Annotated in this window: 20 protein-coding genes, 1 pseudogene and 1 riboswitch; of the genes and pseudogenes, 11 read left to right on the plus strand and 10 right to left on the minus strand. The window is 67.4% G+C overall.

Translation table 11 applies throughout. The features are described from left to right. Nucleotides 1-44: 44 nt before the first annotated feature. Both QM741_RS10180 and QM741_RS10185 read right to left on the minus strand, forming a co-directional pair. Nucleotides 45-284, minus strand: a complete 240-nt coding sequence (locus QM741_RS10180) for a ribbon-helix-helix protein, CopG family (RefSeq protein ID WP_415207594.1) — start codon at nucleotides 282-284, stop codon at nucleotides 45-47. Continuing rightward, on the minus strand, nucleotides 281-712 hold the full coding sequence (locus QM741_RS10185) for a putative toxin-antitoxin system toxin component, PIN family (RefSeq protein WP_415207595.1): 432 nt from the start codon (nucleotides 710-712) through the stop codon (nucleotides 281-283). Before QM741_RS10185 ends, QM741_RS10180 begins: the two co-directional genes overlap by 4 nt. Before the next feature lie 29 nt (nucleotides 713-741). Here QM741_RS10185 and QM741_RS10190 point away from each other — a divergent pair. Further along, nucleotides 742-1,540 (plus strand): annotated as a pseudogene (locus QM741_RS10190) (DNA-directed RNA polymerase subunit beta'); the annotation flags it as partial. A 195-nt stretch (nucleotides 1,541-1,735) separates the two neighbouring features. Here QM741_RS10190 and QM741_RS10195 read toward each other — a convergent pair. Beyond that, complete coding sequence (locus tag QM741_RS10195; protein ID WP_415207596.1) at nucleotides 1,736-3,889, minus strand: S9 family peptidase; 2,154 nt, start codon at nucleotides 3,887-3,889, stop codon at nucleotides 1,736-1,738. A gap of 177 nt (nucleotides 3,890-4,066) precedes the next feature. On the opposite strand from QM741_RS10195, the gene QM741_RS10200 reads away from it, so the two are divergent. Next, nucleotides 4,067-4,354 (plus strand): hypothetical protein, encoded by a 288-nt coding sequence (locus QM741_RS10200; RefSeq protein WP_415207597.1) that lies wholly within the window; start codon nucleotides 4,067-4,069, stop codon nucleotides 4,352-4,354. Between the two features lie 134 nt (nucleotides 4,355-4,488). On the opposite strand, the gene metK is transcribed toward QM741_RS10200, so the two are convergent. Beyond that, nucleotides 4,489-5,682, minus strand: a complete 1,194-nt coding sequence (metK, locus tag QM741_RS10205; RefSeq protein WP_415207598.1) for a methionine adenosyltransferase — start codon at nucleotides 5,680-5,682, stop codon at nucleotides 4,489-4,491. Nucleotides 5,683-6,029: 347 nt separating this feature from the next. Between metK and QM741_RS10210 the strand changes: the two genes are divergently transcribed. The 3 genes from QM741_RS10210 to upp all read left to right on the plus strand — a co-directional run bounded on the left by QM741_RS10210 (nucleotide 6,030) and on the right by upp (nucleotide 9,364). After that, complete coding sequence (locus QM741_RS10210; protein WP_415207599.1) at nucleotides 6,030-7,286, plus strand: GTP cyclohydrolase II; 1,257 nt, start codon at nucleotides 6,030-6,032, stop codon at nucleotides 7,284-7,286. Between the two features lie 61 nt (nucleotides 7,287-7,347). Then, nucleotides 7,348-8,559, plus strand: a complete 1,212-nt coding sequence (locus tag QM741_RS10215; RefSeq protein WP_415207600.1) for a URC4/urg3 family protein — start codon at nucleotides 7,348-7,350, stop codon at nucleotides 8,557-8,559. Between the two features lie 175 nt (nucleotides 8,560-8,734). Then, the gene (gene upp, locus QM741_RS10220) at nucleotides 8,735-9,364 is read left to right on the plus strand and encodes a uracil phosphoribosyltransferase (RefSeq protein ID WP_415207601.1); all 630 of its coding nucleotides are present in this window, start codon (nucleotides 8,735-8,737) and stop codon (nucleotides 9,362-9,364) included. Between the two features lie 68 nt (nucleotides 9,365-9,432). Here the strand turns inward: upp and QM741_RS10225 are convergent, their stop codons facing one another. Beyond that, nucleotides 9,433-10,212 carry an inositol monophosphatase family protein gene (locus tag QM741_RS10225; protein ID WP_415207602.1) on the minus strand — a complete coding sequence of 260 codons (780 nt, stop codon included), beginning with the start codon at nucleotides 10,210-10,212 and terminating at the stop codon, nucleotides 9,433-9,435. 47 nt (nucleotides 10,213-10,259) lie between these two features. Here QM741_RS10225 and bioA point away from each other — a divergent pair, with 47 nt between their 5' ends. Continuing rightward, nucleotides 10,260-11,690 carry an adenosylmethionine--8-amino-7-oxononanoate transaminase gene (bioA, locus tag QM741_RS10230; protein ID WP_415207603.1) on the plus strand — a complete coding sequence of 477 codons (1,431 nt, stop codon included), beginning with the start codon at nucleotides 10,260-10,262 and terminating at the stop codon, nucleotides 11,688-11,690. A gap of 16 nt (nucleotides 11,691-11,706) precedes the next feature. Here bioA and murU read toward each other — a convergent pair whose 3' ends face one another. After that, the gene (gene murU / locus QM741_RS10235) at nucleotides 11,707-12,387 is read right to left on the minus strand and encodes an N-acetylmuramate alpha-1-phosphate uridylyltransferase MurU (RefSeq protein WP_415209106.1); all 681 of its coding nucleotides are present in this window, start codon (nucleotides 12,385-12,387) and stop codon (nucleotides 11,707-11,709) included. Beyond that, a complete protein-coding gene (locus QM741_RS10240) occupies nucleotides 12,387-13,454 on the minus strand; it encodes an aminoglycoside phosphotransferase family protein (RefSeq protein ID WP_415207604.1) in 1,068 nt (355 codons plus the stop codon). Before QM741_RS10240 ends, murU begins: the two co-directional genes overlap by 1 nt. Before the next feature lie 147 nt (nucleotides 13,455-13,601). Here QM741_RS10240 and QM741_RS10245 point away from each other — a divergent pair, with 147 nt between their 5' ends. The 5 genes from QM741_RS10245 to QM741_RS10265 all read left to right on the plus strand — a co-directional run bounded on the left by QM741_RS10245 (nucleotide 13,602) and on the right by QM741_RS10265 (nucleotide 17,965). Beyond that, the gene (locus QM741_RS10245) at nucleotides 13,602-14,561 is read left to right on the plus strand and encodes a transporter (protein ID WP_415207605.1); all 960 of its coding nucleotides are present in this window, start codon (nucleotides 13,602-13,604) and stop codon (nucleotides 14,559-14,561) included. 229 nt (nucleotides 14,562-14,790) lie between these two features. Continuing rightward, entirely contained in the window at nucleotides 14,791-15,096 is a 306-nt protein-coding gene (locus QM741_RS10250) for a hypothetical protein (RefSeq protein ID WP_415207606.1), read from the plus strand. 71 nt (nucleotides 15,097-15,167) lie between these two features. Continuing rightward, on the plus strand, nucleotides 15,168-15,563 hold the full coding sequence (locus tag QM741_RS10255; protein ID WP_415207607.1) for a phage holin family protein: 396 nt from the start codon (nucleotides 15,168-15,170) through the stop codon (nucleotides 15,561-15,563). Beyond that, nucleotides 15,560-16,048: a hypothetical protein gene (locus QM741_RS10260; RefSeq protein WP_415207608.1), complete on the plus strand. Its 489-nt coding sequence runs from the start codon at nucleotides 15,560-15,562 to the stop codon at nucleotides 16,046-16,048. Before QM741_RS10255 ends, QM741_RS10260 begins: the two co-directional genes overlap by 4 nt. Before the next feature lie 24 nt (nucleotides 16,049-16,072). Continuing rightward, nucleotides 16,073-17,965 (plus strand): AI-2E family transporter, encoded by a 1,893-nt coding sequence (locus QM741_RS10265; RefSeq protein ID WP_415207609.1) that lies wholly within the window; start codon nucleotides 16,073-16,075, stop codon nucleotides 17,963-17,965. Between the two features lie 48 nt (nucleotides 17,966-18,013). Here QM741_RS10265 and metE read toward each other — a convergent pair whose 3' ends face one another. From metE to QM741_RS10280, 3 genes are all read right to left on the minus strand, one after another. After that, nucleotides 18,014-20,287 (minus strand): 5-methyltetrahydropteroyltriglutamate--homocysteine S-methyltransferase, encoded by a 2,274-nt coding sequence (metE, locus tag QM741_RS10270; RefSeq protein WP_415207610.1) that lies wholly within the window; start codon nucleotides 20,285-20,287, stop codon nucleotides 18,014-18,016. A gap of 228 nt (nucleotides 20,288-20,515) precedes the next feature. Next, nucleotides 20,516-20,724, minus strand: a riboswitch (cobalamin riboswitch). A 20-nt stretch (nucleotides 20,725-20,744) separates the two neighbouring features. Beyond that, nucleotides 20,745-20,912, minus strand: coding sequence for a hypothetical protein (locus QM741_RS10275; RefSeq protein WP_415207611.1), 168 nt, complete (start codon nucleotides 20,910-20,912; stop codon nucleotides 20,745-20,747). Next, nucleotides 20,909-21,130, minus strand: coding sequence for a hypothetical protein (locus tag QM741_RS10280; RefSeq protein WP_415207612.1), 222 nt, complete (start codon nucleotides 21,128-21,130; stop codon nucleotides 20,909-20,911). The genes QM741_RS10275 and QM741_RS10280 overlap by 4 nt, the downstream gene beginning before the upstream one ends. Nucleotides 21,131-21,226: the final 96 nt, after the last annotated feature.

Below are 21,226 nucleotides of genomic sequence, written 5' to 3' on the forward strand. Positions count from 1 at the left end.
GGAAGGGAGGCGGGGCGGCGAATGCCGCCGCGCGGGAAACGGGGTCAGGTTGACCTTCTTGAAGCCTTTTGGCTCCGTCGGTCCAGACGATCAAGGATGGCAAGCGCCTGCGCCGCATCGCCGCGCGCCGCCATTGCGCGGAATCGCGTTTCCGCATCGAACGCTGACAGCGCCTGTGTGCTCAATTCCTCGACCAGCTTGTTCACGCTCAAGCCGCGGCTGCGTGCTAGCAATTTCAATCTTTCGGCTGTGTTGTCGGGAATGCGGATGGTGAGCGTGCTCATGACAACTCCTTCAGGCATTGTGCCGGCGTCAGGATGCGCAGTGCCGGCCAGATCAGTTCGCCGCTGCGCAAGTCGCGGACATTGTGCGTGACGATGGCGGTGGCATTGCCTGCGACAGCAAGTTCAATCAAATGGCTGTCACCTTCGTCGCGCAGGTTGGGGCGCCATCCGTAATACACCTGCACCCAGCGCCCTGTTCGCGCGAGCGCCGCCAGAACGATCTGCCTTTCGGCTTCACTCGTTGTGGTGTCCACGATTCCGCGACCCAGCACGTCTTCGTATTCCAGCCACGACGCATTGCCGAACAAAGGGCAGTACTGTCCTTGCAAACAGCGACGCAGCACTTCACGAGCCGTGCCGCCTGTGGAGCGAAGGATAGCTACGAAAACGCTGGTATCCAATACGATGTCATTCACAAGTGACAGCATATTTGCTATCATTTAGCCCAGTCAAGGCCGACATCACCGGCGGTCTACCTCGCGCAGCGGATTCTGTTCGAAGCCCGCAAGCCGAAGGAACCGGCGATTCTCGCGGAAGTCTCCGGCGTGGTCAGCTTCGGCAAGGACACCAAGGGCAAGCAGCGCCTCATCATCAAGGACGCCGACGGCAACGATCACGAGGAACTGATTCCGAAGTGGCGTCAGGTCATCGTGTTCGAGGGCGAGCACGTGGAGAAGGGCGAAACCGTCGTCGATGGCGAGCCGAATCCGCACGACATTCTCCGTTTGCTCGGCGTGGAGCCGCTGGCCGCGTACCTGGTCAAGGAAATCCAGGACGTGTACCGCCTGCAGGGCGTGCGCATCAACGACAAGCACATCGAAGCGATCATTCGCCAGATGTTGCGCAAGGTCGAGATCACCGTTCCCGGCGATACGCGCTATCTCAAGGGCGAGCAGAGCGACCGCAAGCGGGTCGCCGACGAGAACGCGCGCGCCAAGGCGCGCGACGAGCGGGAGGCGCAGTTCGATCCGATGCTGCTCGGCATCACCAAGGCGTCGCTGGCGACGGAGTCGTTCATCTCGGCGGCTTCGTTCCAGGAGACCACGCGCGTGCTCACCGAGGCGGCCGTGCGCGGCACGCGCGACACGCTGCGCGGGCTCAAGGAGAACGTCATCGTCGGCCGCCTGATTCCTGCGGGCACCGGCCTGGCCTACCACAGCCAGCGCCGCAAGAAGGCCGGCGCGCTGTCCGACGCCGACTTCGAGACGCTGCGCGGCGGCGTCACCGAGTTCGTCGGCGAGGCGCACGGGGAGTAAATGGCGAGAGTCTTCGCCAGGCAGTAACGAAAAGGGTCGCGCAAGCGGCTCTTTTTCGGTGCGGGCGGCAGGGCGCACCTGCTTGGAGGTGAAAGCCCTCTACTCACCCGGCAAGGGGAAGAGTTAAGAACTCTATTCCATTAACGTGGCGCGGGCGGTTTCGCTTCCGCGCCAGCCCGATTCGTTCGCGTCGGTTCATTGGTTGCGGCGCTGCGCGACGCCGAGCTTGCGTTCGAGGAAATCCACGGTCGCCGCGTCTGCTTGCCGCCACGACGCATAACGCAGGAAATCGTGGATTTCGTCGGGGATCACCATTTCCTCGAACGGCACCTGTTGTTTTCTCAGTCGCGGCACCACGTCTTCCACCTGGAAGAACTGCACGTTGCGGTCGTCGTCGCCCTGGATCAGCAGCACCGGCGATTTCCACGTGGCGATGGCGGCGTCCGGCGAGGATTCCCAAGCCACCTTCAGGGCCTGCGCATAGTCGCCCTGCTCGTAGCGTTTGTTCGCATCGTGGTCGAACCACCAGCCGATGTCGCGCGACCAGTCGTGCAGGCCGTGCAGGTCCACGCCGGCCTTGAAGATGTCGGAATCGCGCGCCAGCGCGAGCGCGGTGAGATACCCGCCGTAAGAGCCGCCCCAGATGCCGATGCGCGCGGGATCGACGCCGCGCACCTGTTGCAGGAACTTCGCGCCGGCGACCACATCCTGATATTCGGACGCTCCCGCCGGGCCCGCATGCGGCGGATTGTGGAACGCGTAGCCATAGCCGATTCCGAGCCGGTAGTTCACCGACAACACGATGAAGCCATGCGTTGCCAGATACTGGTTCACCGCATAGTCGTTGGCGTAGTAACCCATGTAGTGCCAACCGAGCAGCATCTGCCGCTCCGGCCCGCCGTGCACGAAGATCACGCCGGGTTTGTGCGCGCCGGCGTCGGCGTTGTCGAAAAGCTGGCCATGAATCGAGATGCCGTCGGCGGCCTTGAAGCTCACTGCCTGCGGGGTCACCAGTTGGGCGGTGGGGAAATCCCCGGGCACCAGATCGGGTTGCAGCAGGCGCCGGTCGCCGCCCGACGCATTCATCACCGCAACGAGCGGCGGGCGCTGCGCGCCGGCGACGATGCAGGCGATGGCATCGCTGGCCGCGACGGGCGAGGTCTGGATGTCCGTACCCGAAGTCAGCGCGACCGGTGCGGCGCGATCCACCGCCACCTTGAACAGATGACGGCGGTCGTCGTCGCCTTTCGTAGTGCCGGTGTTGGCGCTGTAGACGACCGAGCGGGCGTCGGGCGACATCACCACGTCTTCCACCATGAAATCGCCCGGCGTCAGCAGGAGCGGCGCGCCACCGTCGGCCGCCATCGAATACAGGTGCGGCCAGCCGTCGAGGTAGGCCAGGAACACCAGCCGCGAGCCGCCGTTGGCCCAATGCAGGTTCGCCTCGCCCCGCGTTTGCGGATACGAACCGGGCAGCGTGTCGGGGCTTTGCCAAACCGCACGGCCCTCCCGGGTGCCCGCATCGGCGATCCAGATGGACCACGGCTGCGGCGTCTGCGTCAGCATCGGTTGCGGCGCTCCGCCCTTGCCGGGCCGGCGCGTAAAGGCGATGTGCGTGCCGTCGGGCGACCAGCGCGGCGATCCGTCCATTCCGCTCGATGGCGCGAGGTACCGGATCGGCGTGGCGGCATCGACAAACACGCCGATGAAGGCGTGATCGTCGCGGTTCGACACGAACGCCAAACGCTTTCCGTCCGGCGACCAGCGCAGGTCGCCGACCTTGCCGCGATCGAAGAACAGGCGTTTGGGCTTGTCCTTGCTGCCTGCGGCAAGCGGCGCGGTCCAGACCTGGCCATCCTTGATGTAGGCAAGCTCGCCAGTCGACGAAATCGCGGGTTCGTCGCCCGCGATGAGTGCGCGCGCGGTGCCGGCATCCAGATCGACCGCCCATAGCATCACCTCGGGTTCGATCGTGCCTGCTGCCGGATTCGGAGGAATCTTCACCGGCCAGTTCGCATCGTGATCGCCGCCGCGCACGAATACCAGTTCCTTGCCGTCGGGCGAAAACGCGAGCTGCGTGATTTCCTGTCCGTCGTCGTCCGTGAAGCGCGTGACCTGCCGCGGGGTGAACGCAGGGCCTTGCGCCACCCACATATTGCGCACGCCGGCCTGATTGATCGTCCACGCGATGCGGTCGGCATGCTCCGCCGCCTTCAGGCTCTGCGGAAACGAATAGGACAGAACCTGATCGAGCGTGAAACTGGCGCGGGATGAAGCCGCCGCCGCGTTGGACGACACGCACGTCACGCCGAGAAGCGCGGCGAGCGCGAACGAATACGATCGGTACATGACAAATCCTCCTGACTCGGAATTTCGGTGGCGTACGCCGCTGTGTCGCGAGGCTGCATACTATCCACGGCGATTGCGTGTGCGCCACGGCGGTAAGCGCAACGTGCCGATCCAGTGTATCGCGACGGGTAAACGAACGATGAAAATCTTGCGCATTACCGTGATGGGGCTCGTCTGTTGTCTGCCGGCTTTTATCGCGATGGCGGCGGACACACCCAGCCCGCCGACGATGGATCAAGTGCTGGCTGCGTCCAAGCTCTCGGACTGGCGTCGCTCGATCCCGACAACACGCTGTATCCGCAACTGCCGGCCGGGCGCGTCGTGATCGAGCTCGCGCCCGTGTTCGCGCCGAAAACCTCCGTGTGGGTTGCCGCCGACGTGCCGGAAAAAGAGCGTGCGCATCGGGAAATCCTGCGTACCGACACGCCGACATTCGTGGCGTTGGTCGAGTCGTGGCGCAACTGAACCGCCCCGGGAACGTCGGAGGCCGGTTGATGTGATGAAGACTCATGTCGCCCGGTTTCGGCGGAATTTCCGCTGTGTAGCAATGAAAAAGGCCGCATTCGCGGCCTTTTTCGTGGGTTGGCGAAGCTGGACGGTTATTTCAGCTTCGCATCCGCGCGCAGCGCCTCGGCCTTGTCGGTCTTTTCCCACGAGAACGTGGTGAAGGTCTCGCCGTTCGGCAGCCTGACCAGCTGCGGGACGCGGCCGAAGTGGCCGTGCGCGGCGGTCTGCTGATACATTGGGTGGATCAGGTCGAGCATCTTGATGATGCCGTACGGGCGCAGGTCGAAATGCTTGCGGATCAGCTTCTCGATCTTCTCGTCGCTGATCTTGCCGGTGCCGAACGTGGTCACCGAGATGCTGGTCGGCTCGGCCACGCCGATCGCGTAGCTGACCTGGATTTCGCAGCGGTCGGCGAGGCCGGCCGCGACGATGTTCTTGGCGACGTAGCGCGCGGCATAGGCGGCCGAGCGGTCGACCTTCGACGGATCCTTGCCCGAGAACGCGCCGCCGCCGTGGCGGGCCCAGCCGCCGTAGGTGTCGACGATGATCTTGCGGCCGGTCAGGCCGCAGTCGCCGACCGGGCCGCCGATCACGAACTTGCCGGTCGGGTTGATGTGGAACTTGGTGCCCTTGTGGATCCACTTGGCCGGCAGCACCGGATTGAGGATTTCCTCGCGCACGCCGGCGATCAGGTCCTTCTGCTTGACCGACGGATCGTGCTGGGTCGACAGCACGACGGCGTCGATCGCGACGGCCTTGCCGTCCTCGTAGCGCAGCGTGACCTGCGACTTCGCGTCGGGGCGCAGCCACTTGAGCTTGCCCTTCTTGCGCACCTTGGTCTGCTGCTCGACGAGGCGGTGCGAATAGTGGATTGCGGCCGGCATGAATTCGCGCGTCTCGTTGGTCGCGTAGCCGAACATCAGGCCCTGGTCGCCGGCGCCCTGTTCCTCGGGCGACTTGCGGTCGACGCCCTGGTTGATGTCGGGCGACTGCTTGCCGATCAGGTTGATGACGCCGCAGGTGGCGCCATCGAAACCGACGTCGCTGGAGTTGTAGCCGATGTCGAGGATGACCTTGCGCGTCAGCGCCTCGATGTCCACCCACGCCGAAGTGGTGATCTCGCCGGCGACGATCGCCACGCCCGTCTTCACCAGCGTTTCGCAGGCGACGCGCGCCTTCTTGTCCTGCGCGAGGATGGCATCGAGGACGGCGTCGGAGATCTGGTCGGCGACCTTGTCCGGATGACCTTCGGACACCGATTCGGAGGTGAACAGGGTGGTGCTCATGTCGGCATTTATCCTTTGATTCGGATGGAAAGATGTAAATCGCGCATCATACACGGATCGCTACCCGTTTGCAGCTTCGGTCGCCGCGCGGCCATCGGCGATTCAGCGCCTGTTTGTTTGGACGTTTAGACGGCTATTCATTTCCTCCCTTCTGCCGCCGGGAGAAGGTGCCCCGAAGGGGCGGACGAGGGAAAAGCATTCCAGCCATGAATGCGTTGCGGAACCAGTATGCTCTTCCCTCATCCGGCGCTGCCGCGCCACCTTCTCCCGGTGGGAGAAGGGAAACAAGGCCCACTTTACACGCTCCCAAAACCCGCTATGCTGCATCTTTGTGATCGCATAAAAACATGAATTCACGTCATATCGTCCTGACCTCGCATCCCGACAGCCGCAGTCAGGCGGCGCCGATCCACTGGGGAGCACCGACGCCGAAGCAGCGCGGGCCGATCATCGCCTCGCTGACCGATCCCGCCAAACGCAACGTCATCGGCACCCATTCGGGCGCCTACGCGGTGTACCGCGCGCTGGCGATCGCCTCGGGCCGGCTCGACCGCGGCCATCGTCCCGACCTGACCAATACCATGCCGGCCGACGCGATCGGTCCGCACGCGCAGTGGTGGGAGAAGAACGCGCAGGGCCAGGACAAGATCGTTTCGCTCGATCCGTGGGGCCACATGGTCGCGACCGCGTTCGCCGGCGAGATCGCCGCCGGCGCCGACATCCGTCCGACGATCGCGGTGACGCGCGCGCACATCAACATGCCCGAGCTCAAGGACGCGATCGAGGCGGGGCGCCTGAAAGCCGACGGCCACATCCTGCATGCGAACGGCGACGTCAAGGTGACCAAGGCCGCGGTCGATCCGGTCTGGTATCTGCCCGGCATCGCGCAGCGTTTCGGCATCAAGGAATCGGACCTGCGCCGCGGCCTGTTCGAGCAGACCGGCGGCATGTTTTCCGAGCTGGTCACGCGTTCCGACCTGCACGTGTTCCTGCCGCCGATCGGCGGCATGACGCTGTACTTCTTCGGCGACATCACCCGGCTCGGCAAAAACGAAACGAAGGTCGCCTGCCGCGTGCACGACGAATGCAACGGCTCGGACGTGTTCGGCTCGGACATCTGCACTTGCCGCCCGTATCTCGCCCACGGCATCGAGGTCTGCATCGAAATGGCGCAGCAGGGTGGCGTCGGCCTCGTCGTCTACAACCGCAAGGAGGGCCGCGCGCTCGGCGAGGTGACCAAGTTCCTCGTCTACAACGCGCGCAAGCGCCAGCAGGGCGGCGATCGTGCCGAGACCTATTTCGCCCGCACCGAATGCGTCGCCGGCGTGCAGGATATGCGCTTCCAGGAGCTGATGCCCGACGTGTTCCACTGGCTCGGCATCCGGCGCATCGATCGCTGGGCGTCGATGAGCAACATGAAGCATGGCGCGCTGACCGAGCAGGGCATCGAGGTGGTCGAGCGCGTCGCGATTCCCGACGAGCTGATTCCGCAGGATGCGCGCGTGGAGATGGACGCGAAGGTCGCCGCGGGCTACTTCAGCACCGAAGCCGCGCCCGGCACGGACGAACTGGCGAAGGCCAAGGGACGCGGCCTCAATGAATGACGGCGACGGGGAGTCGGCAGCCGCAGCCGGGAATCGGGAAAGAGACGCTGCGCTGAAACTGTTGAGCGCCGCCGCCGTGCGCGAGCGCTGCGCGCGCATCATGGTCGCGGCCGAAGCGGGCCGGACGCCGCATTTCAGCTGGCACGAGGACAAGCTCGACGCCTGCGCCGACTACGTGCTCGGGGTGATGCGCAAGCGCTTTCCCGACCTCGACGTGCCGATCCACAGCCGCCGCCGCCATTTCGAGGCCGGCGGCATCGACCGCTGGGGCGAACTGGTCGCGCAGCGCGGATTGTCCGGTCCGGAACATGCCGCGGAACGCGCGCGCATCGGCATAGACCTCACGATCCCGAGCGTGCTGCTCGATGCGGGCGCGGGCGCGTCGTGGGAGTACTACGATGAGGCGCACCACAAGGGCTTTTCGCGCTCGGAAGGCCTCGGCGTCGCCAGCTTCGACATGTTCGTCAACGGCGCGTTCGCCACCGACAAGAGCGAACCGCTGTGCAGCGATGCGGCGGCCCTGATGCAGGTCGCGATCGACGACGTCGAGCGCGGTTTCCAAGTCGATGCGAACAACCCGCTCGTTGGCGTCGAAGGCCGCGTGAAGCTGCTGCGCCGGCTCGGCGCGGTGGCGTGCATCAATCCCGATGTATTTGGCGCACCTGCGCGACTGGGCCATCTCTACGACTACCTCGCGGCGCACGCTGTCGATGGAAAAATCCCCGCGACGCTGCTGCTCGAGACGCTGCTGCACGCGCTCGGCCCGGTCTGGCCGGGGCGGCTCGCGATCGGCGGCGTCGATCTCGGCGACTGCTGGAAGCATCCCTGCGCGGCCATCGATGCGAGCGACCCGACCGACGGTCTCGTGCCGTTTCACAAGCTGACGCAGTGGCTGGCGTACTCGCTGCTCGAACCGCTCGCCGACGGCGGCCTTGAAGTCACCGGACTCGACCAATTGACCGGGCTGCCCGAATACCGCAACGGCGGCCTGCTGATCGACTTCGGCGTGATCGCCGCGCGCGATGCGGATTTGTATACCCAGGCGCTGGCGGTCGATCATCCGGCCATTGTCGAATGGCGAGCGCTGACCGTGATCGGGCTCGACCGTCTCGCCGAGCGCCTCCGCGCGAAACTCGGCCTCGACGCGGCGGCCATGCCTCTCGCGCGCGTGCTCGAAGGCGGCACGTGGACGGCCGGGCGCAAGATCGCCGCCGAGCGTCGCCCCGGCGGCGCGCCGCCGTTGAATATCGTCAGCGACGGAACGGTTTTTTAGTTCTTCCCTTCTCCCACCGGGAGAAGGTGCCCGAAGGGCGGATGAGGGAGAAGCCTCGCAAGGTTGTAACGAGGCGAGAATGTGCGACGCTCTTCCCTCATCCGGCGCTGCCGCGCCACCTTCTCCCGGTGGGAGAAGGGAAGCTTACGCTTCACCTACTTTGAGGCCATGAGAAATGTCCAACGTCGTCGTGATCGATCACCCCCTCGTTCAACACAAGCTCACGCTCATGCGGCGCAAGGAGGCGTCGACCGCCGAGTTCCGCCAGCTGCTGCGCGAGATCGCGACGCTGCTCGCTTACGAGGTGACGCGCGACCTGCCGCTCGAAACGACGACGATCGAAACGCCGCTCGCGACGATCGATGCGCCGACGCTGTCGTCGAAGAAGCTTTGCCTGATCTCGATCCTGCGCGCCGGCAACGGCCTGCTCGACGGCATGCTCGACCTGATTCCGTCGGCGCGCGTCGGCCACGTCGGTCTGTACCGCGACCCGCACACGCTCGAAGCGGTCGAGTACTACTGCAAGCTGCCGCTCGATATCGGCGAGCGCCTCGCGATCGTGCTCGATCCGATGCTCGCGACCGGCCATTCCGCCGTCGCCGCGCTCGACCGCATCAAGGACCGTGGCGCGCAGGCGATCAAGTTCGTCTGCCTCGTCGCCGCGCCCGAAGGCATCAAGACCCTGCAGGAGGCGCATCCCGACGTGCCGATCTACACCGCTGCGGTCGACAGCTACCTCAACGATCATGGCTACATCGTGCCGGGTCTGGGCGATGCCGGCGACCGCCTGTTCGGCACCAAGTGACGTGCGGGACACGCGCGATCCCGGCACGACGTGCCGGGATCGAGGACACAGGGCGTGAGAAATGCGGGCTAGGCGAGGCCGAGCGTCCGCGCCTGCGCGTGCAGCGCCGGCGTGCCGGCCAGCACGCTCGTCGTCGCCAGCGTCAATTCGCGTCCGGCGAGGTCGGTGAACGTGCCGCCCGCTTCGCGCACGATGACGGCGAGCGCGGCGATGTCGAGGATGTTGACGTCGGACTCGATCACGAGGTCGAGACTGCCGCGCGCGAGCAGGTGGTAATGGTAGAAGTCGCCGTAGCCGCGCGTGCGCCCGCAGCGCCGGATCAGGCCGGCGAGCGCGTTCCAGCCCGTGCCGCGCGACAGCGTCTTGACGTTGCCGAACGAGATCGCGGTCTGCGCATCGAAGGTGTTCGTCGCCGCAATCCGGATCGGCTTGCCGTTGAGGAAGGCGCCGCCGCCCTTGCGTGCCCAGGCCAGTTCGCCGAATTCCGACGCGCACGACACGCCGAGCACGAGTTCGCCGCGGTGCATCAGCGCGATCTGCGTGGAAAACATCGGGTAGCCGCGCACGAAGCTGCGCGTGCCGTCGATCGGGTCGATCAGCCAGAGGAAATCGCCTTCGCCCTCGCGGCCTTCCTCCTCGCCGAAATAAGCGTGGTCGGGAAACGCTGCGCGCAACACGCGCTTGATCGCCGCCTCGGCTTCGCGGTCGGCGATCGTCACCGGCGTCTGGTCGGCCTTGATCTCGACTTCGGCGCCGGCGCGCCAATGGCGCGCGATCACTTCGGCGGCGGCGTGCGCGGCGCGCTTGGCGACGTCGAGCGCGGAATCGAGGAAGGCGGAGGTCGGCATGGACGGCGAGTCTTGTGTGCGAGGAAAGGGCCGCCGATCATAGCAAAATGACCTCTTCACCCGATTCCCGATTTCCCGTTCCCGATTCCCGGCATTGGGCCGCGCGCGACCTGGCCGTGCTCTGGCATCCGTGCACGCAGATGCGCGACCATGCCGACCTGGACGGCGCGCGCGTGCCGCTGACGCCGATCGCGCGCGGCGAAGGCGCGTGGCTGATCGACCACGACGGCAAGCGCTACCTCGACGCGGTTTCGTCGTGGTGGACCAATCTGTTCGGCCACGCCAACCCGCGCATCGGTGCGGCGATCAAGGACCAGCTCGACCGGCTCGAGCACGTCATCTTCGCAGGCTTCAGCCACGAACCCGGCATCCGCCTCGCCGAGGAATTGCTGCGCGTCGCGCCGACACCCCGCCCGGCCCCGCAGGGCGAGGAAGATCGGCGGCTCGCACGCGTGTTCTACGGCGACAACGGCTCGAGCGCGATCGAGATCGCGCTGAAGATGAGTTTCCACTACTGGCGAAATTGTGGAAAAAGCGACAAAGTAAAATTCGTCGCATTGACCGGCGGCTACCACGGCGAGACGCTCGGCGCGCTCGGCGTCACCGACGTGCCGCTCTACCGCACGACCTATGCGCCTTTGCTGAGCGAGCCGATCTTCGTCGCCTCCCCCGACTGCTACGAGCGCGAAGCGGGCGAGGATCGGGAAGCGCATTCGCTGCGCAAGCTCGCCGACATGCGCGCCGCACTCGAACGCCATGCGCACGAGGTCGGCGCGGTGATCGTCGAACCGCTCGTGCAGTGCGCCGGCGGCATGCGCATGTACCATCCCGCGTACCTCGCCGGCCTGCGCAACCTCTGCGACGAATTCGAAGTGCATCTGATCGCCGACGAAATCGCCGTCGGCTTCGGCCGCACCGGCACTTTGTTCGCCTGCGAGCAGGCCGGCATCTCGCCCGACTTCCTCTGCCTGTCGAAAGGCATCACCGGCGGCTTCCTGCCGTTTTCCGCAGTGCTGACGACGTCACGAGTCTACGACGCGTTCTACGCCGAGTACGCCGCGGGCAAGGCGTTCCTGCATTCGCACAGCTATACGGGCAACGCGCTCGCCTGCCGCGCGGCGCTCGAGACGCTTGCGATTTTCCGCGATGAGCCCGTGATCGAGCGCAACCGCATGCTTGCGGAGCGCCTGCGCGAGCGGCTCGTGCCGCTGGCCGCGCATGCGCACGTGGCCGAGGTGCGCCAGACCGGCATGATCGCCGCGATGGAACTCGTGCGCGACAAGACTGCGCGCACACCGTTCGCGAGCGCAGAACGCCGCGGCCTGCGCGCGTACCGGCACGCGCTCGCGCAAGGCGTGTTGCTGCGGCCGCTCGGCGACGTGATCTATTTCATGCCGCCTTACATCGTCACGCCGGAGGAAATCGACTTCATGGTCGACGTGGCGATGCGAAGCATCGACGTCGCCACCGCGGCGTAGAAAGAGATCCGCTGCGCTAACGCGCAAGCGCCGCGTCCAACTGCATGAGTTGCCGTGGCGTGCCGATGTTCCGCCACGTTCCGTCGTAGCGCTCGCCCGTGAGCCTGCCCGCGCGCATCGCGCGCTGATACATCGGTAGCAGTTTGAACGCGCCGTCGGGCTGGTCTGCGAGCAGCGCGGCGCGGTAGACGCCGATGTTGGCGAAGGTCAGGCGCTCGCCGGGGCCGTCTTCGGCGAGGCGCGTGCCGTCGAGATGGAAATCGCCGCGCGGATGGAAGTCCGGATTCGGCACCATGACGAGATGCGCCCAGGCGTCGCGGTCGGGCAGGCCGCGCGCGGCGAGCTGGGCGTAGTCGTAGTCGCACCAGATGTCCGCGCTGACCGCGAGGAACGGTTCGTCGCCGAACCAGGGCAGCGCGCGACGCATGCCGCCGCCGGTTTCGAGCGGCACCGGGCCCTCGCAGGAGTAGCGGATGCGCAGGTTCCAGCGTGTGCCGTCGCCGAGCGCGGCGGGAAATTGTTCGGCGAGATGCGAGGTGTTGATCACCACTTCGCGGATTCCCGCGCGCGAAAGTTTTTCGAGGTGGTATTCGATCAGCCGCTTGCCGCCGGCTTCGAGCAGCGGCTTCGGCGTCGCGTCGGTCAGCGGGCGCATGCGCTCGCCGCGGCCGGCGGCGAAAACCAGGGCACGTTCGATCACGCCGCCCGCTCCTGCGGACGCGCGCGCGCGATGTCGCGGTCGCCGACGGCGCGTTCGATCAGGTCGGCGAATGCGGCGAGTTCAGGATAGCCGCGTGCGATGTCCAGCACATAGCGCAGAGTCAGCGGCAGGTCGTTGAGATAGCCCGGCTTGCCGTCGCGATAGTGGAGCCGGCAGAACTGGCCGAGCAGGCGCGTATGCCGTTGCAGCCCGACCAGGTCGAACCAGCGCCGGAACGTGGCCGCGTCGACGTCGACGACGCCTGCCGCGCGCAGGCGATGATGGTAACCGCGCATCCACGCCTCGACGCGCTCGCGCGGCCACGCGATGTAGCAATCGCGCAGCAAGGATGCGAGGTCGTAGGCGATCGGGCCGTGCAATGCGCCCTGAAAATCAATGATTCCGGGATTGGAAAAACTTGGCGGCGCAGTCGCCCTTTCCGATTCCCGATTCTCGATTCCCAATTCCCGGATCAACATCAGGTTGCGGCTATGGAAGTCGCGATGCACGAACACCTGCGGCTGTGCTTGCGCATTGGCGACGAGCAGGGTGAACGCGGTTTCGATCGTGGCGACGTCCTCATCGTCGGGCACGAAGCCGAGATGGCGATCGAACAGCCATGCCGGCATGATCTCCATGCCGGACCGAAGCAGCGCTTCGTCGAACGGCGGCAGGCCGGCCGGCGACACGCGCGTCTGCATCGTCAGCAGCGCATCGAGCGCGTCGCCGTAGAGCGCGTCCGCGCTGGCGGCGCTCAGCTCGGGCAGGTAGGTGCGGTCGCCGAGGTCCTCCATCAGGATGAAGCCGCGCGCGTGATCGGTCGCGAATACTTCCGGCGTATGCAGGCCCGCTGCATGCAGCCGCGCGCCGATGTCGAGCCACGGCGCGACGTTCTCCTTGTCGGGCGGCGCGTCCATGACGATGCGCGTTTCGCCGCCGGCGTCGACGCGCCAGTAGCTGCGGAAACTCGCGTCGGCCGAGGCCGGAGCGAGGGCGAAGTCGCGCTGCGGAAAATGCGCGGCGACGAAGTCGCGCAGTTCGGCGTGTCGGGAAGCGGAGGTCATGCGCGGCAGTTTAGCGGCTGCGCTTGCGGCCATGCACCCGCATGAGGCGTCGGCGCAATTGGCCCCAGCGGATCGCCGCGCAATGACCCTGTCGCCTCGATACGGCCGCGTCCAGCATAGGTACCCCTTCGCGTGAAGAAATCGGCCATGACGTTTGCGTCGACGTTCGTCCGTATCGTGGGATTCTTGGCATTGCTCGCCGGCGCCTTTGCGGATGCGGCGGCGGAAGAAACGCCGCTTGTGCGCCAGTCGCTCGACGAGGCCTGGTGGACCGGGCCGATGCTGGCCGCGTCCGCGGGCACGCTGCCGCAGGGGCATTTTCTCGTCGAGCCTTACCTCTACGATGCGATCTCGCCGCACGCCGACGGCTTCGGTTCGCTGACCTACATCAACTACGGTCTCACCGACCGCCTGACCGTCGGCCTGATCCCGACGTTCGGCTACAACCGCGTGAGCGGCGGCCTTGACAGTTCGCACGTCGGCGTCGGCGACGTCAGCGTGCAGGCGCAGTGGCGCGTGACCCAGTTCGACGCGGACAGCGGTTTGCCGACCATGTCGGTCAACGTGCAACAGACGCTGCCGGCCGGCAAGTTCGACCGCCTCGGCGGCCGCAGCAGCGACGGCCTCGGCGGCGGCGCGCGCACGACCACGCTCGGCTGGTACATGCAGACGTATTTCTGGATGCCGAACGGGCGCATCCTGCGCACGCGCCTGGATATTGCCGATGCGTTCTCGCGCGGCGTCGGGATCGAGGACGTCAGCGTGTACGGCACCGCGCAGGGTTTCCGCGGCAGGGCGAAGCCGGGCGACGTGCAGACCGCCGATCTCGCCTTCGAATACAGTCTGACGCGCAACTGGGTGCTGGCGATGGATCTGCTCTACCGGCACGCGCAAAACATGCGCATCGTCGGCCACTCGGCGCCCGCTGCGGCCGCGGACGACGTGCGCGTCGACAGCGGGCCGCGCGTCTCGTTCGCGCTCGCGCCGGCGGTCGAATACAACTGGAACGCGCGCGTCGGCATGCTCTTCGGCGTGCGCAGGATCCCGCGCACGCGAGCGGCCGCGGCGACGACGACACCGGCGCTCGCGCTCAACATGGTGTTCTGAAGGCCGGGCAAACGCAGCGGCGCTCGCGCCGGCAGCCGCTGCCTGAACGGCTGCTGCCGCCCCGCTATTACATTGCGCGCCGCTTTTTGCCATCATCGGCGCAGTGGCGGCAGGCGTTCGGATGCCGCCACTGCGCAATGGAAAGCATTGCCGCGCCCGCATGCGCAGTGCGCCCCGTTGCGCAGGATTGTCCGGGCCCTGTCGCCCGCCATTCGCAGGAGTGTCGCCCATGTCCTCAGATACCACAGACGATCGCAGCGAAGATCGCGCCCCGGAGCCGGACAACGCGGAGCGCGTTTCCGCGTCGCGTCCCGCGTCCCGGCGCGGTGCGTCGAAGACGCGCCGCCCGCAGCGCGCGAGCCGCAGGAAGAGCGAAGCTGCGCCGGACGACCCGGGCGAACGCCTGCGCGAGCAGGCGGCGGAAATTTTCGCGGCGACGCGCCAGCGCATCGTCGAACGGCCCGTGCAGGCGGTTCTCGTCGCGGCGGCCGCCGGCGCGTTCGCCGCGCTGCTGCTCGGCGCGGCGCGGCGCTGATGCGCATCGCGTCTGCGCAACGGATCGACGCGGTGCGTTCGTTCCGATATCGGCAGGGAGGCTGACGCGCCATGCTCCGATTCCTTTTGACGCTGGCCCGCCATCTCGATCTCCTCGGCGAGCACGCGCTCGGCTACGCGGAACTGATCCGCGCCGAATGCGCCGTGTCGCTGCGCTGCTGGGTCTGGCGCGTCGCGGCGTTCGCGGCGGCGGCGCTGTTCGTCCTGATCGGCCTGGTCAGCGCCGCCGTCGTGCTCGCGCTCTGGTCGAACGGGATCGACGTGGCGAGCTGGCGGGCATGGGTCGTGCCGCTCGTCTGCCTGCTCGTCGCGCTCGCCTGCGTCGCATTCGCGCTGACGCGCAGACCGCCGCCGATGTCGGAGGCGCTGATGCAGCAACTGCAGCGCGATATCGATCTGCTGCGCGCGGCGCGCGGCGGTGCCAAGACGGACGAGGCGGCCCCGTGAGCGCGCAGGTCGACGACGCCGTGCGTTCGCTCGAAGCGAGCCGCGCAGCGCTCGCGGCGGCATTCGCGCCCAGGGCGTCGTCGCCCGTGTGGCGGCGCGAGGGATTCGCCGGCGCGCACGGGCGCGGCGCGGGCACGCTCTGGGACGCGCTGTGCTCGAGCCTGAGCGAAGCGGCCGGCGAGCAGGGCTTCGGCCGCCTGCGCGCGTCGCTGGAAACCGCACGGCCCGCGCTCGAAGACGCGGTGCGCCGTCAGCCGTGGACGGCGGTCGCCGTGGCGGGGTTGTGCGGCGCGGTCGCCGTCTGGATCGTCTCCACGCGGCGGCGCATGATCCTTTCGACGGCGCGCCTGTGGTGGCGCACCGCCGGCGCCGCGATGCTCGCGTCGGCGGCGTTCAAGCTCTACGACCGTTACGCCGCCGGCGCGGAGCGGCCCGCGTCTTCGCCCCGCAGCGCGGACCCCGCCGGGCCGGTGCAAGAGGATTGATCGCGGCAGTACGGGAGACACGCCATGGCAACGCCAACCCCCGAGAATCGGGAAGAAACCCGGCGCGAGCGCTTCGGCGCCTTTGCGGAGAATTCGCGCGAAGTGGCCGAGGCGTTGACGGGACTGTGGGCCCTCGCGCTCGCGGTGTCGGTCTTCGCCACGCTGTATTTCGGCCGCGACGTGTTCGTGCCGCTCGCGCTCTCGGCCCTGTTCGCGTTCATGCTCGAGCCGCTGATCAACTGGCTGGCGCGCTGGATCGGACGCGCGGCCGCCGCGGTCCTCGTCCTCATCGTCGTGCTTGCCGCGTTGGTCGAACTCGGGTTCGTGCTGTCGCGGCAGCTGCACGAGCTGGCCGACCAGTTGCCGGCCTACCGCGGCAACCTCGCGGCCAAGATCCGCGACGTCGCGCCGGCCGGCAACGGCGTATTCGCGAAGCTGACCCATCTTTCCGAGGACTTGCAGAAGACCGCCGAGCAGGCCGCGCCGGCCAAGGGCGGCGATGGTTCGGGGGAGAAGGCGCCGCTCGACGTGCGCGTCGTGCAGACCGGCAAGAGCACGCCGATCGAAGCCTTGCAGGCCTACGTCGAACCGCTGATGGGACCGCTCGGCACCACCTTCCTCGTCATCCTGCTCGTCGTGTTCATGGCGATCAAGGCCGACGACCTGCAGGAGCGCTTCATCCGCCTCGTCGGCCACGGCCGCATCGGCGCGACCGCGCGCGCGATCGACGACGGCACCTCGCGCATCCGCCGCTATCTCGGCATGCAGCTGCTGACCAACCTGATCTACGGCATCGCGCTCGCGGCGGGCCTGCACTTCATCGGCGTGCCGAACGCGCTGCTGTGGGGAGGGCTCGCGGCGGTGCTGCGCTTCATTCCCTACGTCGGCCCGTGGATCGCGGTGATTCCGCCGCTGCTGCTCTCGCTCGCCGTGTCGCCGTCGTGGATGGGGCCGCTGCTGACGCTCGGCCTGTTCCTCGCGCTCGAACTCGTCACCGGCAACGTGCTCGAGCCGTGGCTGTACGGCGCGAGCACGGGCGTGTCGTCGTTCGCGCTCGTCGTCGCCGCGGTGTTCTGGACGACGATCTGGGGGCCGATCGGCTTGCTGCTGTCGACCCCGCTGACCGTCTGCCTCGTCGTCATGGGGCGGCACGTGCCGAGCCTGTCTTTCCTCAACGTGATGCTCGGCGAGGAGGAGCCGTTGTCCGCGTCCGAGCGGATGTACCGGCGCCTGCTGCGCCCGCGCTCGTTCGCGCGCGGACGCGAGATGGCGGAGGATTTCGTCGCCGCGCACTCGCTGGTCGAGTTCTACGACGGCGTGCTGCTGCCGGTCGTGCGCGCATTCGAACGCGACCGCGCCGAGCAGCGTCTGGATGCCGAGCAGCGCGGCGCGCTAGCGCGCTCGCTGCGCGCGCTGGTCGAGGAGATCGATGCCGACGACGATTACGACGGCGCGGCCGCGCCGTCGCCGCGCGCGTACCGCGTGCTCGTGCTGCCCGCGCGCGCCGGGCGCGACCTGATCGCCGCGCTGATGCTGGCCCGCGTGCTGCGGCTGGAACACTTCGACGTTCGCCTCGCCGCCAGCCGCGGCGAGGCGAACGTCGCGCTGGACCGGCTGCGCGAGGAAGCCGCCGACCTCGTCGTCGTTTCGGCGATGCCGCCGACCCTGCTCGCCGACGCGGATTTGCTCTGCCGCCGGATCAAGTCGATCGCGCCCGAACAGAAGATCGTCGTCGGTTTCTGGCAGGGCGCGGGCGAGGACGCGCAGCCGGCGGACGAGGACGAGAAACTGCCGGACGTGGAAGCCGTCGTCGTCTCGATCGGCGCCGCCGTCGCCCTCTGCGAAGGCTGGGCGGCCAGCGAGGCCGCGATCGAGGCCGGGCCTTCGGCCGAAGCGGACATGGGTGCGCCGGCCTGAGGCGTCCCCTCGCCCGGCAGGCGGCGGCTTCGGCCCTGCGTGCGCGGATCAGGCCTCCCGACGCAACGCCTTCGCCGCGCCGACCATCGCGCCCAGCGCCGCCTTCACTTCGGGCCAGCCGCGCGTCTTCAATCCGCAGTCCGGATTGACCCAGAGCTGTTCGGGCTTGAGCCGCGCCTGCGCCTTGCGCAGCAGGCCGAGCATGTCGTCGAACTCGGGCACGCGCGGCGAGTGGATGTCATACACGCCCGGACCGATGCCGCTCGGATAGCGGAACTTCGTGAACGCATCGAGCAGCTCCATGCGCGAGCGCGAGGTTTCGATCGAGATCACGTCGGCGTCCAGCGCCGCGACCGCGTCGATGATGTCGTTGAACTCGGCGTAGCACATGTGCGTGTGGATCTGCGTCTCGTCGCGCACGCCGCCCGCGGCGATGCGGAAGCAGGCGACCGCCCAGGCGAGGTAGGCGTCCCAATCGCGGCGGCGCAGCGGCAGGCCTTCGCGCAGCGCGGGTTCGTCGATCTGGATCACGCGGATGCCCGTCGCCTCGAGGTCGGTCACTTCGTCGCGCAACGCCAGCGCGATCTGCCTGCAGGTGTCCGCGCGCGGCTGGTCGTCGCGCACGAACGACCATTGCAGGATCGTCACCGGCCCGGTCAGCATGCCCTTCATCGGCCGCCGGGTCAGCGATTGCGCGTAGCGCGACCAGGCGACCGTCATCGGCCGCGGGCGCGAGACGTCGCCGTAGACGATCGGCGGCTTGACGCAGCGCGAGCCGTAGCTCTGCACCCAGCCCTGCCTGGTGAAGGCGAAGCCGGCTAGCTGCTCGCCGAAGTATTCGACCATGTCGTTGCGTTCGAACTCGCCGTGCACGAGCACGTCGATGTCGAGTTCTTCCTGCACCTTGACGGCATGGCGCGTTTCGTTTTCGAGGAAGCTTCGATAATCGGCGTCGCTGAGCTTGCCCGCGCGGTGCGAGGCGCGCGCGTGGCGCACTTCGGCGGTCTGCGGGAACGAGCCGATCGTCGTCGTCGGATAGGTCGGCAGGCCGAGCGTCTTCGCCTGCTTGAGCTTGCGCGCCTCGTAGTCCGAACCGCGCCGTTCCAGTTGCGCCGTGGCCTGTTTCAGGCGTTCGCGCACGGCGGGATTGATGGTGAGTTTCGATGCGCGCCGTCCCTTCTGCAGCTCGCGCGAGGCGGCCACCGCGGCGAGCGCGGCGGCGTCGCCTTCCGCCGCGTCGGCGAGCGTGCGCAGCTCGGCGATTTTCTCGCGCGCGAAGGCGAGCCATGGATGGATGTCGAGCGCGGTCTCCGCGCTCGCGTCGATCGGCACGTGCAGCAGCGAGCACGACGGCGCGATCTGCAGGCGGTGCGCGCTGACCGCGGCGCGCGCGCGCTTGATCAGGGCGGATGCGGCATGCAGGTCGGTGCGCCAGATGTTGCGCCCGTCGACGACGCCGAGCGAAAGCACGCGGTCGTCCGGCAGATGATCGAGCACGGCATCGAGCAACTGCGGCGCGCGCACGAGATCGACGTGCAGGCCGTGCGTGGGCAGCGACGTCGCCAGCGGCAGGTTCTCGTCGAGGCCGGAGAAATACGTCGCCAGCAGCAGCTTCGGCGTGCGCGCCTCGGCGAGCGCGGCGTAGGCGTAGCGGTAGGCGTGCTGCGCGGCGTCGCAGAGATCGAGCGCGAGGAACGGCTCGTCGATCTGCACCCACTGCGCACCCGCGTCGGCGAGCTTGCCGAGCAGTTCGGCGTAGACCGGGACGAGTTGGTCGAGCAGGGCGAGGCGGTCGCTGCCGTCGACGGTCTTCGACAGCAGCAGGAACGAGACCGGGCCGAGCAGCACCGGGCGCGCGTCGTGGCCGAGCGCGCGCGCTTCGAGGAATTCCTTGAGGGGCTTGTCGCCGCGCAGGGCGAAGGCTTGGTCGCGGCTCAGTTCCGGCACGAGATAGTGGTAGTTCGTGTCGAACCACTTGGTCATTTCGAGCGCGCGCAACTCGAGGCCGCCGGCCTTGTAGCCGCGCGCCGTGGCGAAATAGCCGGCGAGCGGATCGTTCTGCGCGAGTTCGAGATATTCGCGCGGCACCGCGCCGAACAGCCACGCCGTATCGAGCACGTGGTCGTACAGGGTGAAGTCGTTGACCGGAACGACGTCGGCGCCGGCCTCGCGTTGCAGTTGCCAGTGGCGCTGGCGCAGTTCGCGCGCGGTCGTCTGCAGCGCGTCCGCATCGATCGCGCCTTTCCAGTGGTTTTCGACAGCGGTCTTCAGTTCGCGCTTGCGGCCGATGCGCGGAAAACCGAGATTGGTGACAAGTGACATGGATGATTCCTCACGTGGTTCAAACGATGAGGAACGAAAGCAGGCGCCGTCGCAGGGCCGCCGCCGCGGGGACGATGCCTGCGGAAGATGGTGCGCAGCGTCGACCCTCGCCCCCGCGGGCGAACCGGAACGTCAACGGGAAATCGGGACGATGCGCGCAGGACCGCGGAAAGGCGTGCGCTCATTCGCCCGTACTTTCCCGCGAAAGTTCCGAGTCGGAGCGGAAGGAATCAACCTTCCGGCCGAGGCAGGTCTTCGGGCTCGTGGACGCGGGACCGAGGATCGGTCCCATCTACTTTCACCGCTTCCCGGACCGATCGATCCAGTGCATCTGGCGATTTCGTTTCCACCTACCGCTGCGGGGCAGCTCCGGATTCGAACCGGATTCCCTTTTCAGCCGGCGCGTGACCGCCCGCACCTTCAGCGAATGGAAGTCTAGACGTCTATACTTCCAAGGTCAAATGGCTTTCCGCGGCGCGGCGAGCGTCTGCGCGCAGACGCAGAGCCACATGATGTCGAACGACGCCGCGCCGAGCGCGAGCAGCCACCACGATCCGCCCTCCTGCGCGATAAGCGGGCCGACGGTGCCGGCGGCGACGAGCCACAGCGCACGCGTGCCGGTCATGCCGGCCGCTCCGCGAGGCGCGGCTGCCGGCATTCGCGCCGCCGGTCCCACCACAGCCACGCGCCGTTGGCGGTGATGAACAGGGTCAGCCAGGTGCACAGCGCGACCGGAAGACGATCTTCCGTCACGACGTCGTATTGCGCTGCTGCTTGACAAGCGAATCCGCGCGGCGTATCACCGGCGGCACAGGGGTGTTTTGGAAGCGTCTGTTCGTCCATCGTGCGAACCAATGCAAGGATTGGGCGTGTATGGGAATCGAACACGCAAGGGCAGCGAGAGCCCGTCTTGCAATCAGGCCTCCCCTGTCCAGGGGC

This window comes from Rudaea sp., assembly GCF_047601565.1.
Classification (GTDB): domain Bacteria; phylum Pseudomonadota; class Gammaproteobacteria; order Xanthomonadales; family Rhodanobacteraceae; genus Rudaea.